Below are 16,363 nucleotides of genomic sequence, written 5' to 3' on the forward strand. Positions count from 1 at the left end.
GCAACCCTTACGAGCGGCGCCGAGCAAGTCATCGACTTCGTCCTGCCGATTTTTGCTGGCGCCGTCCTTGGACTCAGCGCGCTCCAGACCGGCATTCTCCTCGGCGCAACCCAGCTTGCGGCGTTCGTCTGCCGCCCGATCGCCGGCGTCATCGTCGACCGGCGCAACAAGAGTCTTATCGCCGCGGGCGGAGCGGTGGGCTACGGCCTCGCGTGCATCGGCTTCGGCTTCGCGACGGGATTCGCCATGGCGCTCGCGGCCGCGGTCGTCACGGGTATCTCGGGCGCGTTCATGTGGGTAGCGATCCGAGCGATCATCGGGGAGCGGCTGGAGGAGGACTCCTCCGTCTTCGCCAAGCTCGTCGCGGCTGAAGAAACTGGCGGCTGGCTGGTGCTCGTTCCAGCGATCATCGTCCTCAGCGCGATGGGGTATGGCGTCGTATTCTTTGCCCTCGCCGCGTGTTGTCTCGTCGCGGCCGTGCTCCTGGTCACCCAGCAAAACCCAGCGTCATCCCACACCATTGGCAAGGACATCTCGCTTGGGAAGGGGGGGCTAGGCTGCGGCCGATGCTGATCACCGTCGTCATTACGATGGCGGCGGAGGCAGCGATCGGTCTCCTCCTGCTATTGCATTTGCAGCGCGGCTTCGGGCTTGAGCTGATGGAGATTGCCTACGTCTTTTTGCCCGGCGCGATCGCGATGAGCGTCCTGCCGCCCTACATGCATCGAATCGTCGTGACCCTGGGTCGCAGGCTCGTCCTGATTGCGGGCTCCGTGGCGTCTGCGGCGTTCGCGGTCGGGCTGGCATTCGCGCCGAATCCGTGGTGGATCGCAGGCCTATGGGTGTTGTCGGCGGTGGCGTGGTCCGCGGTGTTGCCGGTCCAGCAAGCCATCATCGCTGAGGCTGCTGGGCGCGCCCACCTGGGGCGGGGACTCTCACTGTACGAGGCGGCGACGCTGGCGGGTGCGTTCGTCGGCTCCCTAGCCGCGGGCATGCTGTATGAGACAGGAAGCTGGCGTATTGCGTGCCTAGTCAGCGCGGTCGTCATCGCGAGCGGCGTGCTCATCATTCCGCGCGCGGTCGCGAAACTTGATCTACCGGATAAGCCGCCGGCCGCTCCGATGACGAACGTCGCGAAGGACACCCCGCCACCATCGCGCGACAATCCAGCGCCGCAGGCTCCTCGCGGCAGAGAGCACAAAACCCGGCGCAAACTGCTCAGCGATCTCGCCTGGCACGCGGGCATTTACCTCCCGGCGATGCTGCTCGCGCTCGCGTTCATTCCTACGGTGACGCTACCCTGGCTCATCGGGCAGGATTCGACGCCGCTGCCGAGTAGTTCGGACGGGCTATCCCTGGCGAGCATTGCTCCGGGGGCGCTACGCGTGTGGACGATCATCTTCGTCATCGACGTCATCTGGACCGCCTACGACGTCGCTTTTCGCGCAGCGCCCCAGCACTCTAGGGAGTAAAGATCGGCCGGAAGAACGCCGCAAGCTCCTCAGGTGCGTCCAGCGGCAGGATCGTCGCGACGTACTGGTCAGGGCGCACGACGATGATAGTTCCGTCGCGGCTGATCTCGCGGCCGGCGAAGATGTCGTGGTCCGGGTTTGTCGCGAAGATCTGGTCCTGGTCGATGAGGCCGAAGGGGCCGTTCGGTGTCTTGAAGGCCTTCGGCACCTTCAGAACGTCGACATCGGTGTAGTCCTGCTGGTAAATGACCTTGACATCAAACAGCGAGTTGAGGTCCTGGCCCTCGGGCGTGTGAGCGAGCACGGGCGATGCGGGATCGGAGGCGAGGAATTCTGCGAGCGCGGCGACCTTGGAGTCCTCACCCGGGGCGGGGGCGTCTGCAAAGACATAGATCCGCCAGCGCCCATCGGCGCGGTGCAGGTGACCGAGATGCAGCGGGTTCGAATCCGACAGCCTCGTGACCTTGTAAGACTTGAAGCGCTTACCGATCGGATACCCTGCGGCCAGATCCTGGTGGGTCGCTTCGCCGACGATCATTGACGGCTTGTATTGCGTCATGAAGCCAGCTGGGAACTCGGCGGTCCGAACGTAGTATTCCTCCAGCGCCGACGGGCTTTCGAGCTCCTCGGGCTTGGCTGCCATCATCGAGGACCACTCCCGGTCGAAGTCGATGAGGTTTTGGGCAATCTCCTGGCGCTCTGCGGTATAGGTCGACAGCAGCGAGGCGGGGGACAGGCCCTGCACGACCTGGCGGATCTTCCACGCGAGGTTGAAGCCGTCCTGCATCGACACGTTCATGCCCTGGCCGGCCTTCGCGCTGTGGGTGTGGCAGGCATCGCCCGCGATGAAGACATGCGGGGTGAGCTCTGCGACCTGCTCGCTCGGAACATCATCAAACCGGTCGGTTACGCGGTGGCCGACTTCGTAGACGGACCACCACGCGACATCCTTGACGTCGAGCGAGTAGGGCTTAATGATCTCGTTCGCCTTGGCGATGATCGTCTCGAGCGGGGTTTCGCGTACCTTGCGATTGTCATCGGCGGCGACTTCTCCGAGATCGACGTACATGCGGAAGAGGTAGCCGCCTTCGCGCGGAATGTGCAAGATGGAGCCGGCCTTGGACTGGATCGCGCATTTGATGCGCACGTCCGGGAAGTCGGTGACAGCTAAGACGTCCATGACGCCCCAGGCATGGTAGGAGACGCCACCGACATGCTGGGCTCCGATCGCATCGCGCACTTTGGAGCGGGCACCGTCGGCGCCGAGGACATACTTCGCGCGGACTGTCCGCTCCTGCCCCTCGTTTTCCGCGCCAGCGCCGATGAGGGTCACGGTGACCGGGTACTCCTCGTCGCGATCGATCTCAAGACTCTTAAACTCCCAGCCCCAGTTCGGGGTGAGGCGAGCCGGGCCGTTCTTCGCGTACTCCGCGTAGTAGTCCAGGACTCGGGCCTGGTTGACGATGAGGTGAGGAAACTCGGAGATGCCATGCTCATCATCGGGGGTGCGAGCGGTGCGCACGATGTTTTCGGGGTTGTGCGGGTCGGGCTTCCAAAAGCACATTTCGGTGATGTGGTAGGCCTCTGCGGAGATCCGATCGGCGAAGCCAAAAGCTTGGAAGGTCTCGACGCTGCGGGCCTGGATACCGTCGGCCTGGCCGATCTGCAGGCGGCCGTCGCGGCGCTCCACAAGATAGGCCGAGATGTCACCGAACTGGGCGAGCTGTGCGGCCGTGATCATGCCCGCGGGGCCGGCCCCGACGATGAGGACGTCCATGGTGTCGGGAAGGTCCTCGCTGCGGTTGATGCCAATGCCTGCTGCGGGCAGGACGCGGGGATCGGTCGAGACGTAACCGTGGTGGTGGAACTGCACTGGTTTCTCCTCACTGCTGGGTGGGGGCTACGGGAAAGGGCATTGGAATGATGAACGAATTAGGACGCGGGTCGTGATTGCATGAATTGGTTGAGCGCTCGCAACTTGTGGGCTCGGGCTGCTCGTTCCACCTCCTCGGCGCCGGATCCGGAACGAAGCAGAGTCAAAATATGGTCGTGCTCTTGGACTGAGGTCAGGGAGCGCACCGGCTCGAAGGCGAAGGTGTTGCGGCGGATCACCGAGACCCGTTCCCATTCGCGATCGAGGATCTCGTTGAGATATCGGTTGGGGCAGGCGTGGCACAGCTGCTGGTGGAAGCGCTGGTTCAAGTCAGTAAACAGCCGCGGATCGAAGTTGCCTTCGGCCAACATGCGCATCTGGTCGTTCGTTGCACCGGCCTGGTCCAGCTGCTCGCGCGTGATGTGAGCGGCAGCCAGCGCGGTGGCCACGCCCTCGAGCACGGCGAGGGTTTGCATCGCGTCCGCATAATCGTGCACGTCGATGGAGGCGACCTCCGCCCCGACGTTCGGGGTGAACGTCACGAGCTTTTCGGCTTCGAGGCGGCGGATTGCTTCCCGGACGGGGACCGTGGAGACGCCGAGATCCTTGGCGATCTTGTCGAGCACCAGGCGATATCCGGCGGTGATGCGCCCGCTAATGATCCGGTCGCGTAGCTCGCGATAAACGAGCTCGGACTTCGATAACGCCCGCGGCGGTAATTGTGTCATTCCAGTGACCTTCCTCAGGTGAGTTCCGCTTTGATCCTAGGCTCGCAAGCGCTAGACCGAGACCAACGAGGGCAGCCACAGGGATAGCTGGGGGACAAAGAACAAGATGACGACGAGGATGAGCTCGACGATGACAAACGGCAACACGCCCTTGAAGATCTCGGTGACCCGCACCCCGGACGCACCCGCAACAACGAAGCAGTTGATGCCGACGGGAGGTGTCACCATGCCGATCTCGATGAGCTTGACAATGAGGATCGCGAGCCAGATGCCATCGAAACCGAGCTCGGTCGCGACGGGGTAGAGCAGCGGCACCGTGATGACGAGGATCGAGATCGACTCCAACGCCATCCCGAGCGGAATGAGCGCGAGCAGCAGCAGTCCCATCGTCACGTGGGGACTCCATCCCGCGGAGATCACGGCCTCGGTCAGCATGTGCGGGACTCGGGCCGCGACGAAAAAGACCGACAAGATGGCCGAGCCAACGATGATCGCGAAGACCATCGAGGTGGTGCCGGCGGTCTCCTTCAACGCCTCCACGATCGCGCGCGAGGTCGCCTTCCAGCCCTCCTTGTACATCTCCGCGACGAGCATGATGCCCGCAGCGAGCGCACCGATCGCGGCCGACTCGGTGGGGGTGAAAATGCCGGAGTACATACCACCGAGCACGATGAAGAACAAGATTCCGACCCGCACGACGCCGCGCATCGGCAAGTCGCGCCACCGGGTGTCGGGCGGATTGATCGTCTCCGAGGAAGGCTCGGCGGCCTGCTCGCGGTCGCCAGCGGGCGCACCGGAGGCCTGGACGAGGGCGCGATCGAGTTGCTTGGCGCGGACCTTAGAACGATCCGAGCGCGAAGCGATGATGATGTACAGGGCGTAGGCGCAGGCGGACAGGATGCCCGGAATAATGCCGGCGGCCAGGACCTTGGCGACGGATTCGCGCGTCATGATCGCGTACAGCACGAGGATCACCGAGGGCGGGATGAGAACGCCGAGCGTCCCGGCCACCGCAACGGTCGCCGTGGCCATCGAGGTGCGGTAGCCGTGGCGCTGCATTTCCCCGACGCTCAGCCGGGACATCGTCGCGGCCGTGCCTATAGAAGAGCCGGAGACAGCGGCGAAGCCGGCACAGGCCATGACCGTGGCGACACCGAGGCCGCCGGGGAAGTGGCGGAAGGCGTGCGCAGCGACCTTATAGACCTGCTCGGCGACCCGAGCCTTGACCGCAAACATGCCCATGAGAATGAACATCGGGATGATCGTCAGCGAGAAGGTCGCGGTTTCGGCAAAGGGAGCGGAGCCGAGGGTCCGCGTGGCAAACGCGTCGCCGCGAAGGGCAAACAGGCCAAGGGCGCCGGACAGGCCGAGGGCGAAGGCCACCGGCATTCGCAGCGCCAGCATAACGAGCATGATGACGACGACGAGGATTACGAGCGTTGTGACGGTCATCGGTCATCCTTTTCGGTTGCGGTCTCGCTGGCCAGCCGAGCGGCCTCGGCGTCGGAGATTTGTGCGGAATCGTCGTAGTCGCCGGCCTCGCCCGTGACGTATTCATAGGGGTGGTCCGTCGCGTAGGTCATTCGCTCATCGACGCCGAGCACCTCCTTGCCGAGCGCGACGCGCAACAGGTTGACGACGGACACGAGGAGCATTGCGGCTAGGCCGACGACGATGATCCAGCGCGCCGGCCAGATCGGCCAGGCCACCAGGCCCATGCGCTTTTCGCCCGCGGCAAGTGATGCGGAGGCTCGCACGAAGGTCGCGTAGGTGATCCAGCCGAGGAAGATTGTCGACAGCAGCCACGCCACGGTCAGCACCCAGCGCGTGACGCGAGCGGGCAGGCGCTCGGTGAGAAGGTCGACGGCAATGTGGGAGTTCGTCGCTCCGGTATAGGCCAGTCCGAGGAAGACGGCGGTGACGAGCGCGGTTTCGGAGATCTCCAGGACGCCGGGCACTGAACGGTTGTACAGGGCGCGGTAGACGACGTCGATGGCGATGGCGACCATCATCACGAGGGTGGCCAGCGTCGCGAGAATACCGAGCGCGGAGGCGAGGGCCTTAATGGGTTTTTCCATCCGACTGTCCTTTGTCGAGCGGGCGGGGCTGGGGTGGGGGCACGGGGGTGCCCCCACCTACCGGTTAGCGGTTAGCGAAGCGCTCGATGCACTTCTTGACGGGATCCTCAACGATGTCCGGCTTGGCGGCCGCTTCGTCATAGGCGGCACGGTAGTCGGCGAGGAACTTCTCGGGATTAGCAAGGCCATCGGAGGCGGCCTGCTGCTGCCAGGCGGCGAGCAGGTTGTCCAGGACCTGGTCCTTCCACTCGGCCGTGGCGCTCTCGTCCCAGGCGGTGAAGGACTCGACGCCGGAGTATTCCAGCATCGCGTCGCACTGCGCTTCGGTCGCCTCGTTGAAGGCCTTCATGCCCTCACCGGCGATGAGATCGGCCTGGACGTCCTCGACGACCTTCTTCAGGTCATCGGGCATGGCCTCGAACTTCTCGCTGTTGAGCCAGATCGCGAACGTCGTGTACACACCAGCGCCGGGCAGCGCCCAGTCCTTCAGCTGCTCCATGAGCTTGTAGTCCACGGGGCCATCCATCGTCCAGGACACCGCGTCGGCGAGGCCGCGCTCGACACCCTCATAGGTTTCGTTGGCGGGCAGCGCGACGACGTTGGCGCCGACCTTTTCGAAGGCCTGCTGCAGGTAGGCACCGGTGACGCGGAAGCGCTTGCCCTTGATGTCCTCGATCGAGGAGACCTTGCCGTTGGTGCCGATGATCGTCAGCCCGGGGTGCCAGGCGGCGATGAGCTTGATGCCGGAGTCATCCCACGCGGCCTTGGCGTCCTCATTTTCGGTGTTCGCCTTGTAGATCGCCTCCATGAAGGCCTGCGAGTTATCCGCCATGAACGGGATCGTCGCGACCGACATCGTCGGGAAGAGCTGCGGGGTGTAATCCGAGATCGAGGTGCCGATATCGGCGCGGCCATCGCGCACGCATTCGGCGACCTCGGCGGGCTTACAGATCGAGTCCGGTTCGGTCCGGTTGACCTTGATGCGGCCGTTGCTGCGTTCTTCGATCTGATCGAGGAACCAGTTTTGGACGGGCGCATTGGGGGTGTGGGGCTGAACCATCGTCACCATGTTGAGCTCAACGCTCTCGCCGGAGGCATCGCCGGTGGCGGTGGAATCGGAGGTTGCTCCGCCGCCCTGGCCGCCGCCGTCACTTACGATGCCGCCACCGCCGCAAGCGGACAGCACGAGGGCCGATCCTGCGAGGGCGGCAAACAGGCCGACCTTGGTCTTTTTCATGTCACTTCACTCCATCAGGGTTGGGGCTGCTCAGACCTGGTGGCCGAGTTTGAAGCCTTCTTCGGTGTCGTCTTTACGGGTGTAGGAAAAACCGTCGGCGCCAATGGTGACCTCCATTTCGGAGTCCTCCTTGCGCGCGGTGACGGGCTGCGGGTTGCCGTCCAAGTCCATGACGAGGGAGGCTTCCGTGTACCAGGAGGGGACCACGGCATGCCCCCACCAGTCGCGTCGCTGGTTGTCGTGGACGTCCCACGTGACGACCGGGTTATCCGGATCGCCGGTGTAGTAGTCCTGGGTGTAGATCTCCACGCGGTGACCGTCGGGGTCGCGCAGGTAGAGGTAGAAGGCGTTGGATACGCCGTGGCGGCCGGGGCCGCGCTCGATCGAATCCGATTTGCGCAGGGCGCCGAGCTTGTCGCAGATGTAGAGGATGTTGTGCTTTTCGTGGGTGGAGAAGGCGACGTGGTGCATGCGCGGGCCATCGCCGCCGGTCAGCGCCGTATCGTGCACGGTCTGCTTGCGGCAGAACCACGCGGCATACGTCGTGCCTTCCGCGTCCTTGATGTCCTCGGTGCGCTTGAAGCCGAGCGCCTCGAGGTAGGCGGCGCCTTTAACGACGTCGGGGTAGACCTGGTTGAAGTGGTCGAGACGAACGAGGGCGCCGGGGCCCATCTGGTCATAGGCCCAGGCCAGGCGCTCGACGTGGTCGACCTCGTAGAAGAACTCGTAGGGAAAGCCGAGGGGGTCAACGACGCGCACGGCGTTGCGTACGCCGCGAGTGAAGTCGCCGCGGCGGGTCTCGCAGCCGAGCTCCTGGTAGTAGGCCTCCGCGCGATCGACATCCTCCTGGCTACGCACACGGTAGGAAAAGACGGCGACGCCGGCCTGCTCGCCCTTGCGCAGCACGAGGTTGTGGTGGATGAACTCCTCGAAGGAGCGCAGGTAGATGGCCTCGTCGTCTTCGTGGGTGACAACCAGGCCGAGGATGTCGACGTAGAACTCGCGCGAGGCGTCAAGGTCGGTGACAAGCAGCTCCATGTAGGCGCAGCGCAGCACATCGGGGGCCGGCGCCGCGGGGACGGGGATCTCGCTCATGGGGTTCTCCTTAAGGGGATCAGCAGCCCGGGCCCGCGAGGCCCGGATCGTTATCGGTGTATCCGGTGGCGCCGAAGCGCGTGGTGTGGACGTCGCCCAGGGTGACGTGGATGGCCTGCTGGGTGGAGTAGAACTCCAGCGAGCGGTAGCCGCCTTCCTGGCCGAGGCCCGAGCCCTTGACCCCGCCAAAGGGGGTGCGCAAATCGCGGACGTTGTGGGAGTTGATCCACACCATGCCCGATTCGATCTGGTGGGCGACCGTGTGGGCGCGGGTGACATCGCGGGTCCATACGTAGGCCGCGAGGCCGTACTTCACGTCGTTGGCGAGCTCGATTGCTTCGGCTTCGGTATCAAAGGGCGTGATCGCCACGACCGGCCCGAAGATCTCTTCTTGGAAGATGCGTGCTTCGCGCGGGACGTCGGCAAAGACGGTGGCCTCCAGATAGTTGCCAACCGGCAGATTCTCGGGGCGCTTGCCGCCGGCCACGAGGCGGGCCTCGGACTTGCCGATCTCGACGTAGTTCATGACGCGCTCGTAGTGTTCGGGGTGCACGAGCGCGGCGATCTCGCTCGTCTCATCCGAGGGCGGGCCGACCTTGACCTTCTTCGCGCGTTCCGCGTAGGCGGCGACGAAGTCGTCGTAGATCGAGCGCTGGACGAGCAGGCGGGAGGAGGCGGTGCAGCGCTCGCCGTTGAGGGAAAAGACGCCGAAGAGCGTCGAATCGAGGGCGGCTTCGAAGTCGGCGTCCTCGAAGATGATGGCGGGGGACTTGCCGCCGAGCTCCATGCTCATGGCCTTCATCGTCGGCGCGCAGTTGCCGAAGATGATTTGGCCGGTGGTCGTCTCACCCGTGAAGGAGATGAGGTTGACGTCCTCGTGCTTGACGAGCGCGTCGCCGGCGGTTTCACCAAAGCCGTGCACGATGTTGAACACGCCCGTGGGCAGGCCGGCGTTTTCGAAGATCTCGGTCCACAGTTCGGCCGACAGCGGCGTGAACTCAGCGGGTTTGAGTACGACGGTGCAGCCGGAGGCGAGCGCCGGAGCGAGCTTCCAGGACTCCTGCATGAACGGCGTGTTCCACGGCGTGATGAGTCCCGCCACGCCCTTGGGTTTGCGGTTGACGTAGTTCAGCTGGCGGCCGGGCATGCGGAAGGCGTCATCGATCTGGGCGACGATGAGGTCGGCGAAGAAGCGGAAGTTCTCGGCGGCGCGGGCGGCCTGGCCCTTGGCCTGGCGGATCGGCAGCCCGGAGTCGAAGGATTCCCGTTCGGCGAGCTCGGCATTGCGGGCCTGGACCTCGTCGGCGATCTTGTACAAAATGCGGGCGCGCTCGCGCGGCATGAGGTTCGGCCACGGCCCCGAGTCGAAGGCCTCGCGGGCGGCGGCAACCGCCTTATCGACGTCGGCTTTATCGCCGGCGGCGCACTGGATGTAGACCTCGTTCGTCGCCGGGTTCAGGACGTCGAAGGTCTCGCCGGAGACGGAATCGGTGAGCTCTCCGCCGATGTAATGGCGGAGGCGCTCGGGCAGGTTTGCGGGCTTAGCGTCGGTCATGACTCTCCTTAGTCCGTGACGTCGGTGAGGTAGTCGGCGGCCTGATCCGCGAGGGCGCGAACCTTGTCCTTGCCGGCATCGGTCAGGTTGATCAGCGGCGGGCGAACGTTCGGGCTTGAGATGAGGCCGCGCTCGGCCATGAGCCACTTTGCGGGCGCGGGGTTTGTTTCGGTGAAGAGCAAATCCACGAGCGGGTGCACGCCGTAGTGCAGCTTGCGGGCGCCCTCCATATCGCCCTCGACGGCGAGGCGGTAGGTATCGGCGACGGCCTGCGGCGCGATATTGGCAAGCGCCGAGATGAAGCCGATGCCGCCAAGGCTGAGCAGCGGCAGGCACAAGAGCTCGATGCCGGACCACATGAGGACCTCGCTCCCGCAGTGGAACATTGTGCGCGAGAAGTGCTCGAAGTCCTTCGTCGTTTCCTTAATCCCGACGATGTTGTCGAAATCGCGGAACATGCGCGCAAAGGTCTCCGGGGCGAGCTCGACCGCGGTGCGGGAGGGCACGTTATAGGCGATGAGCGGCAGGTCGGGGAACTCGCGCGCGACGGTGCCATACCACTGGTAGAGCGCCTCCTGGGTGGGGCGCGAGTAGTAGGGCGTAATGATGAGTGCGGCATCCACGCCGAGTTCGACCGCCTTGGCCGTGAGTTCGAGAGTGTCATCAAGGCTGGCCGAGCCCGTGCCCGGAACGAAGGACATGCCGGTATCGCCGATCGCGTCCTTGATCGTTTCCAGGGCCGCGGCCCGCTCGGCGAGCGATAGCGAGCTGGGCTCGCCCGTGGAACCGCCAAAGGAGATGCCGGCCGAGCCATGGGCGTGCTGCCAGGCGACCATGCGGCGCAGTGAGTCGTGGTCGACCTCGCCGGAGTCAGTAAAGGGGGTAAAGAGTGGGGCGATAGATCCGCTGAGCCTCTCACGCAACGACATGGGGGTCCTTTCTACTTCTGCTGCGAGGCCCACGCCTCGTAGCGCTCGCGCCAGGCGCCAGATAGGGGGTAGAGGCCGTCGACGGAGTTGCCCTCGGCGACCATCTGGGTAATGAACTCTTCTTCGGCTTCCTGCTGCTCGGCGCCTTCCAGGACGTCCATGAGCAGGGCGGGCGGGATGACGATCGGGCCGTCGTCGTCGGCGACGATGACATCCCCGACCCGCACGAGTGCGCCGCCGCAGGCAATGTCGACGTCGGTCTCCCACGGGATGTGTCGCCGGCCAAGGACGGCCGGATGGTGGGAGGCAGCGAAGACGGGCATCCCGAGCTCGGCGACGAGCGCGTAGTCGCGCACGCAGCCATCGGTGATGATGCCGGCCGCGCCGCGGGTCTTGGCCCGCAGCGCGAGGATGTCACCGAGTGTTCCGGCGTCCGCGACGCGCCGTGCGTCCATGACGAGCACCTCGCCCTCGCCGACGGAGTCGATCGCGCGCTTTTGTGCGTTGTAGCCGCCGCCGCGCGCGGCGAACTCGTCCTTGCGATAGGGCAGGTAGCGCAGCGTGCGCGCCCGCCCGATGAGCTTGGAGCCGGGGATCAGCGGGTGCACGCCATCGATCGAGACCTCATTGAACCCGCGCTTGCGTAGCTGCGCCGAGAGCGTCGCGACGGCGACGTTGCGCAGGCGCTCGCGGATCTCGGGCGTCAGCTCGAAGGTCTCGGTGCTCTCGGCTTCGGTGCCCCAGGCGTCGGCGCGCTGCTTGTCATCGACCTTCGGCGGATTGCCGACGTCGGCCAGTGCCGGCCCTTCGATCACGGTGGTCGCGAGGCGGCCGGAGCTGCGGGCGGGATCGCGTTGGTCGAAGACCTCGACCTCGATGCGCTGGCCGGGCTGAGCCACCGACGCGCCCGCCGGGGTGCCGGTGAGGATGACGTCGCCACGCTCGAGCGTCATGAGGCGCGAGAGGTCGGCGATCATCTCGCCGAAGCTGAACAGCATGCCGGAGGACGAATCCTCCTGGACGAGCTCGCCGTCCAGCCACGTGCGCACACCGATCGCGTTCGGGTCGAGATCGCTTGCGTCGAGCAGCTCGGGACCGAGGGGAGTGTAGCCGTCGCCGCCTTTAGAGCGGACATTGGACCCTTTGTCGGCGTAGCGCAGGTCGTGCAGACCGAGGTCGTTCGCGGCGCTGACCCAGCCGACGTGCGACCAGCCGTCCTCGGGGGAGACGTTGCGGGCATCGGTGCCGATGACGATGGCGATCTCGCCCTCGAAGCCGAGCAGCTCAGTGCCTTCGGGGCGCGTAACCTCGCCAGAGCCGACGAGAGAGGAGGATGTCTTGAGGAAATAGGAAGGGTGCGCGGGGGTGCGGCCACGCTGTTCGGCGCGGGATCGGTAGCTCAGATGCACGGCAATGACCTTGCCGGGTCGGAAGCCAAGTCGCTGGGTAAGGACGTCCACAGGGATTCCTCTCGATACATCTACGAAGTCATATACGATCTGGTTGCCAGTAGCTTGCCGTGTGATCTACGTCCTGTCAAGGGGTGTTTGGCCAGGAAATACGCGGCAGCACTTTTCAGATAGTGCGACACGCTATGTGATCTGGGACAATGGCTGGAGCGATTCCCCACGATGCGGCACGGGATTTTATGGCCTGGGCCACAGCGTTACTAACATCATGTGGGAAGTCATATACGATTCGTGGAACGCGACGCACGCCCACCGGAGGTTCTCATGTCCCGCACCGAACTCATCGACAAAGCCCTCGCTTACGCCCCGACGCAACTGTTCATCAACGGCCGGTGGCAGGACTCAGGATCGGGTGCAACCTTCGACGTCATCAACCCGGCAACCGGTGAAGTTCTCGCCGCGGTCGCGGATGCAACCCCCGAAGACGGCATGGCTGCGCTTGCCGCAGCCAGCGAGGCGCAGCACGACTGGCAGCGCACCGCGCCCCGGGAGCGGGCCGAACTCTTGCGGGCTGCCTTTGATCGCGTGATGGAGCTCAAGGATGAGTTCGCCACACTCATGACCCTCGAGATGGGCAAGCCGCTTGCCGAGGGGTACGGCGAAGTTGCCTACGGCGCCGAATTCTTGCGGTGGTTTTCCGAAGAGGCCGTGCGGATCAACGGACGTTACACCTCCTCACCCGAGGGAAATCTCCGGGTCCTGACCCTCAAGCGCCCGGTCGGCCCGTCGCTGTTCATCACGCCGTGGAACTTCCCGCTCGCGATGGCGACGCGCAAAATCGCGCCGGCGCTCGCGGCCGGGTGCGCAACGATCCTCAAACCGGCCCACCTGACGCCGCTCACGTCGCTCGCCTTCGTCAAGGTATGTGAGGAGGTCGGGATTCCGGCCGGGGTCGTGAACGTCATCCCGGCGTCGCAAGCGCGGCCCTTGACCGGCCCGATCATCCAGGACCGCCGGCTGCGCAAGCTGTCGTTCACGGGTTCGACGCCCGTTGGAATGGCTCTCATGAAGGAGTGTGCCGACAACGTCGTTCGCACCTCGATGGAACTTGGCGGCTCAGCGCCATTTATCGTCTTTGAGGACGCTGACCTAGACAAGGCTGTGGAAGCTGCGCATGCCACAAAACTGCGGAACATGGGGGAGGCATGCAATGCCGCCAACCGGTTCTACGTGCACTCGTCGATCGCCGATGAGTTCTCCAAGCGCCTTGCCAAGAGGTTTAAAGAGCTCACCGTTGGAGACGGTATGGAAGAGGAAACCGATATCGGTCCGATCGTCTCTGACGAGCAGCGTGATTCGATCGCCGAGATGGTCGACAAGGCCCGCAGCGAAGGTGCTGAGGTCCTGACCGGAGGCGAAAAGAGCGATGGGGCGGGATTCTTCTACCCGCCGACCGTCGTGACGAACCTGAAAGCCACGGCCGAGCTCGTGACGGACGAGATCTTTGGCCCCGTCGCCCCGATCGTGCCCTTTGAGACCGAGGACGAAGTGGTCGGCTACTGCAATGACTCGATGTTCGGGCTGGCAGGCTATCTGCACACCGGATCCATCGACCGTGCACTCCGACTGGCTGAGCGGCTAGAGGTGGGAATGCTCGGTATCAATTCCGGAACCATCTCAAATGCGGCCGCACCCTTCGGCGGGGTCAAGCACTCTGGGGTCGGGCGTGAGGGCGGATTCGAAGGCATCGAAGAGTACTTAGAAGTGATGTACCTTGGGCTCGAGGACCCATTCGCGAGCGAGAAATAGGAGTGTGCCGATGAGCGCCAAGGAGCTAACCGCGCAAGAATTCCTTGACGGAGCCTTCGTCGCTAACGACGTATTCGATCTTCGTCCGGACTACCGCGTCCTGCTTATCGTTGTGGAAGGCATGAAGAGCGTGCCGAGCAACGATGCCTCCGACAAGCTGCTCGTCCAGGCCGAGGCGTACGCTGTGCAGTTGCTGTCGGGAACGGCCGTTCAGGACTTGCCGCATATCGCCAGTTGGCGGGAGGCCTACCGTGCCTTCGGGGCGAAACCGCAGCGCACTCGAAACTCGCTGGAAGCGCTGACCCGCCGAGCGGAAAAGGGCCTGCCGCGGATCAACGCACTGACCGATATCTACAACGCGATATCGGTCCTGCACCAGGTGCCTATCGGGGGAGAGGACTTCGACCATTACCGAGGCTCGCCACAGTTGGTGCGGGCACGCGGCGATGAGAACTTCGACGCCGTCGCAAGCGGCGAGGTCGTCATGGAACATCCCGAGGTTGGCGAAGTGGTGTGGCGTGACGACGAGGGCGTCACGTGCCGACGCTGGAACTGGCGGCAAGGCCGTCGCACCGGATTGAGCGATGAGACCAGCACGGCGTATTTCATCTTCGACTGCTTAGATCCGATGACCAATGAGGAGCTCACAGCCGCCGGAGACGCGCTGATTGCGGCGCTGGGCGAAATGGATAGTGATCTCACCACCACGTCGCGCCTCATCACTCGGGACTAACCGCGAGCGGTCGCATCAGTCGACGGCAGCCGCAATTCCTTCGGAAAAAACACTGCCCCGACTCGAAAAGCCGGGGGCAATGGTAACTGGGGTGCCTGAGTAGCACGTTTGGCAACTCCGCCCCCAAGACGAAAACTCTTGTCAACCGCTTGAATCGCGGGGTCTACGAGGTATCTCGACGTCCCCAGGATACCGCTCCGAAGGACGAGCGTGGCCCCGTCGTGAGGACTGTCGAGACGGCTCAAACTTTTCTCACGGCCGCTGAGGTGGACGCGCTCGTCGGTGACTACCTGGCCGGGATGGGCGTGAAGGCTCTCGCCGAGAGGTACGGCATTCACCGCGCCACGGTGTTCTCGCACCTTCGCCGCCGTAACGTCCCGAGTCGCCGACCGGGGCTAGGCGTCGGCGAGAAAGCAGAGGCCGTGCGCCTCGCCCGAGCGGGCGTCTCGATGCGAGCAATCGGCCGTCGGATGGGTGTGGACCGTAAGGCGGTGCGGGTAGCGCTGGTCGAGGCCGGGCTCATTGTGGAGGATGCAAACGACGGGATGTAGTGAGTCAGGACGGCGTCCCGCTCCGCGCAAGCGCGCACGTAGGTCCGAATGTCGGTGCCCCACCGTAGGCTTTGAGTGTCGGTACGGGAGCGGCTCGACCGCAGGTGACGGGAGAGTCCAGCATGGCCAAGTCAGTCTTCTACAGCTTCCACTACGACCGCGATGCGTGGCGAGTGCAGCAGATCATCCGGATGGGTGCTCTGGAGGGCCAGCCCATCCTCAATGCGCAGGAGTGGGAGGAAGTCAAGCGCAAGGGCGATGCAGCCATCAAGAAGTGGATCGCAGACCAGATGGCCTACAAGTCGGCAGTCGTGGTCCTGATCGGCGCACAGACCGCTAACCGACCCTGGGTCCGCCACGAAATCGCCTACGCCTGGGACAACCACAAGCCGCTCGTCGGCATCCGCATCCATGGGCTGGCTGACCGCAATGGTAATACCGACTCATTCGGGGAGGACCCGTTCAGCAAGGTCGCACTCAAGGGCGGTGGGACGGTCGGCGACTATGTGCGGGTCCATAGCCCCGCCGGTTCAAGCAGCCAGGCCGTCTACGCCGACATCAAAGCGAACGGGTCTGCTGAAGGTTTGCTTGAGTCCGGGGTTCATGCCGCCAAAGCGACGGCATCCATCATTATGCTCTCGAACTCGACCGGTGTCAGCTTCCCCAGCCGACGCTGCCGACGTTTGCGGTGATACCGCGCCTCGATCCAGTGCACAATCGCGAGCCTGAGCTCCTCACGGGTGCCCCACGACTTTCGATCGAGCACGTTCTTCTGCAACAGACTGAAGAACGATTCCATCGCCGCGTTATCTCCACACGCGCCCACTCGCCCCATCGAGCCCCGCAAACCCGAACGTTTGAGCGCGTGTTGGAAGCTCCTGCTTCGAAATTGAC

16 protein-coding genes are annotated in these 16,363 nt (G+C 64.4%); 6 read left to right on the top strand and 10 right to left on the bottom strand.

All coding sequences use genetic code 11. The annotated features are described in order from the left end of the window. Positions 1-48: 48 nt before the first annotated feature. On the top strand, positions 49-573 hold the full coding sequence (locus tag BLU67_RS12610; RefSeq protein ID WP_261977111.1) for an MFS transporter: 525 nt from the start codon (positions 49-51) through the stop codon (positions 571-573). Further along, the gene (locus BLU67_RS12615; RefSeq protein WP_261977109.1) at positions 567-1,472 is read left to right on the top strand and encodes an MFS transporter; all 906 of its coding nucleotides are present in this window, start codon (positions 567-569) and stop codon (positions 1,470-1,472) included. The genes BLU67_RS12610 and BLU67_RS12615 overlap by 7 nt, the downstream gene beginning before the upstream one ends. Here BLU67_RS12615 and BLU67_RS11255 read toward each other — a convergent pair. The 9 genes from BLU67_RS11255 to BLU67_RS11295 all read right to left on the bottom strand — a co-directional run bounded on the left by BLU67_RS11255 (position 1,462) and on the right by BLU67_RS11295 (position 12,427). After that, positions 1,462-3,345, bottom strand: a complete 1,884-nt coding sequence (locus BLU67_RS11255; protein ID WP_092566000.1) for an FAD-binding monooxygenase — start codon at positions 3,343-3,345, stop codon at positions 1,462-1,464. The two genes, BLU67_RS12615 and BLU67_RS11255, sit on opposite strands and share 11 nt — an antisense overlap. 59 nt (positions 3,346-3,404) lie before the next feature. Then, positions 3,405-4,073 (bottom strand): GntR family transcriptional regulator, encoded by a 669-nt coding sequence (locus tag BLU67_RS11260; RefSeq protein WP_092566002.1) that lies wholly within the window; start codon positions 4,071-4,073, stop codon positions 3,405-3,407. 51 nt (positions 4,074-4,124) lie between these two features. Further along, entirely contained in the window at positions 4,125-5,525 is a 1,401-nt protein-coding gene (locus BLU67_RS11265; protein WP_092566004.1) for a TRAP transporter large permease, read from the bottom strand. Further along, positions 5,522-6,151, bottom strand: a complete 630-nt coding sequence (locus tag BLU67_RS11270) for a TRAP transporter small permease (RefSeq protein WP_092566006.1) — start codon at positions 6,149-6,151, stop codon at positions 5,522-5,524. Before BLU67_RS11270 ends, BLU67_RS11265 begins: the two co-directional genes overlap by 4 nt. A gap of 64 nt (positions 6,152-6,215) precedes the next feature. Next, positions 6,216-7,388 (bottom strand): TRAP transporter substrate-binding protein DctP, encoded by a 1,173-nt coding sequence (dctP, locus tag BLU67_RS11275; RefSeq protein ID WP_092566009.1) that lies wholly within the window; start codon positions 7,386-7,388, stop codon positions 6,216-6,218. Positions 7,389-7,418: 30 nt separating this feature from the next. After that, on the bottom strand, positions 7,419-8,483 hold the full coding sequence (gene hpaD, locus BLU67_RS11280) for a 3,4-dihydroxyphenylacetate 2,3-dioxygenase (RefSeq protein WP_092566011.1): 1,065 nt from the start codon (positions 8,481-8,483) through the stop codon (positions 7,419-7,421). 19 nt (positions 8,484-8,502) lie between these two features. Continuing rightward, positions 8,503-10,038 (bottom strand): 5-carboxymethyl-2-hydroxymuconate semialdehyde dehydrogenase, encoded by a 1,536-nt coding sequence (gene hpaE / locus BLU67_RS11285; RefSeq protein ID WP_092566013.1) that lies wholly within the window; start codon positions 10,036-10,038, stop codon positions 8,503-8,505. Between the two features lie 8 nt (positions 10,039-10,046). Continuing rightward, positions 10,047-10,967, bottom strand: a complete 921-nt coding sequence (gene dapA / locus BLU67_RS11290; protein ID WP_092566015.1) for a 4-hydroxy-tetrahydrodipicolinate synthase — start codon at positions 10,965-10,967, stop codon at positions 10,047-10,049. A gap of 11 nt (positions 10,968-10,978) precedes the next feature. Next, positions 10,979-12,427 (bottom strand): fumarylacetoacetate hydrolase family protein, encoded by a 1,449-nt coding sequence (locus BLU67_RS11295; protein WP_092566017.1) that lies wholly within the window; start codon positions 12,425-12,427, stop codon positions 10,979-10,981. Between the two features lie 240 nt (positions 12,428-12,667). On the opposite strand from BLU67_RS11295, the gene BLU67_RS11300 reads away from it, so the two are divergent. The 4 genes from BLU67_RS11300 (at position 12,668) to BLU67_RS11315 (ending at position 16,161) form a co-directional block, all read left to right on the top strand. Then, complete coding sequence (locus tag BLU67_RS11300) at positions 12,668-14,185, top strand: NAD-dependent succinate-semialdehyde dehydrogenase (RefSeq protein ID WP_261977110.1); 1,518 nt, start codon at positions 12,668-12,670, stop codon at positions 14,183-14,185. A 10-nt stretch (positions 14,186-14,195) separates the two neighbouring features. Next, a complete protein-coding gene (locus BLU67_RS11305; RefSeq protein ID WP_092566019.1) occupies positions 14,196-14,918 on the top strand; it encodes a B3/B4 domain-containing protein in 723 nt (240 codons plus the stop codon). A gap of 221 nt (positions 14,919-15,139) precedes the next feature. Then, complete coding sequence (locus BLU67_RS11310; RefSeq protein WP_222842492.1) at positions 15,140-15,469, top strand: hypothetical protein; 330 nt, start codon at positions 15,140-15,142, stop codon at positions 15,467-15,469. A 122-nt stretch (positions 15,470-15,591) separates the two neighbouring features. Next, positions 15,592-16,161 carry a TIR domain-containing protein gene (locus tag BLU67_RS11315; RefSeq protein WP_092566021.1) on the top strand — a complete coding sequence of 190 codons (570 nt, stop codon included), beginning with the start codon at positions 15,592-15,594 and terminating at the stop codon, positions 16,159-16,161. On the opposite strand, the gene BLU67_RS11320 is transcribed toward BLU67_RS11315, so the two are convergent. Beyond that, on the bottom strand, positions 16,071-16,363 hold a 293-nt coding region (locus BLU67_RS11320; protein ID WP_143027430.1), incomplete at its 5' end, for an integrase core domain-containing protein. The genes BLU67_RS11315 and BLU67_RS11320 overlap by 91 nt on opposite strands.

This window comes from Bowdeniella nasicola (genome assembly GCF_900107735.1).
Classification (GTDB): domain Bacteria; phylum Actinomycetota; class Actinomycetes; order Actinomycetales; family Actinomycetaceae; genus Bowdeniella; species Bowdeniella massiliensis.

Excerpts from the sequence above, each read along its gene's own strand:
- BLU67_RS12615 (WP_261977109.1), top strand. The coding sequence starts at position 567 with ATGCTGATCACCGTCGTCATTACGATGGCGGCGGAGGCAGCGATCGGT.
- BLU67_RS11260 (WP_092566002.1), bottom strand. The coding sequence starts at position 4,073 with ATGACACAATTACCGCCGCGGGCGTTATCGAAGTCCGAGCTCGTTTAT.
- BLU67_RS11265 (WP_092566004.1), bottom strand. The coding sequence starts at position 5,525 with ATGACCGTCACAACGCTCGTAATCCTCGTCGTCGTCATCATGCTCGTT.
- BLU67_RS11270 (WP_092566006.1), bottom strand. The coding sequence starts at position 6,151 with ATGGAAAAACCCATTAAGGCCCTCGCCTCCGCGCTCGGTATTCTCGCG.
- dctP (WP_092566009.1), bottom strand. The coding sequence starts at position 7,388 with ATGAAAAAGACCAAGGTCGGCCTGTTTGCCGCCCTCGCAGGATCGGCC.
- hpaD (WP_092566011.1), bottom strand. The coding sequence starts at position 8,483 with ATGAGCGAGATCCCCGTCCCCGCGGCGCCGGCCCCCGATGTGCTGCGC.
- hpaE (WP_092566013.1), bottom strand. The coding sequence starts at position 10,038 with ATGACCGACGCTAAGCCCGCAAACCTGCCCGAGCGCCTCCGCCATTAC.
- dapA (WP_092566015.1), bottom strand. The coding sequence starts at position 10,967 with ATGTCGTTGCGTGAGAGGCTCAGCGGATCTATCGCCCCACTCTTTACC.
- BLU67_RS11305 (WP_092566019.1), top strand. The coding sequence starts at position 14,196 with ATGAGCGCCAAGGAGCTAACCGCGCAAGAATTCCTTGACGGAGCCTTC.
- BLU67_RS11315 (WP_092566021.1), top strand. The coding sequence starts at position 15,592 with ATGGCCAAGTCAGTCTTCTACAGCTTCCACTACGACCGCGATGCGTGG.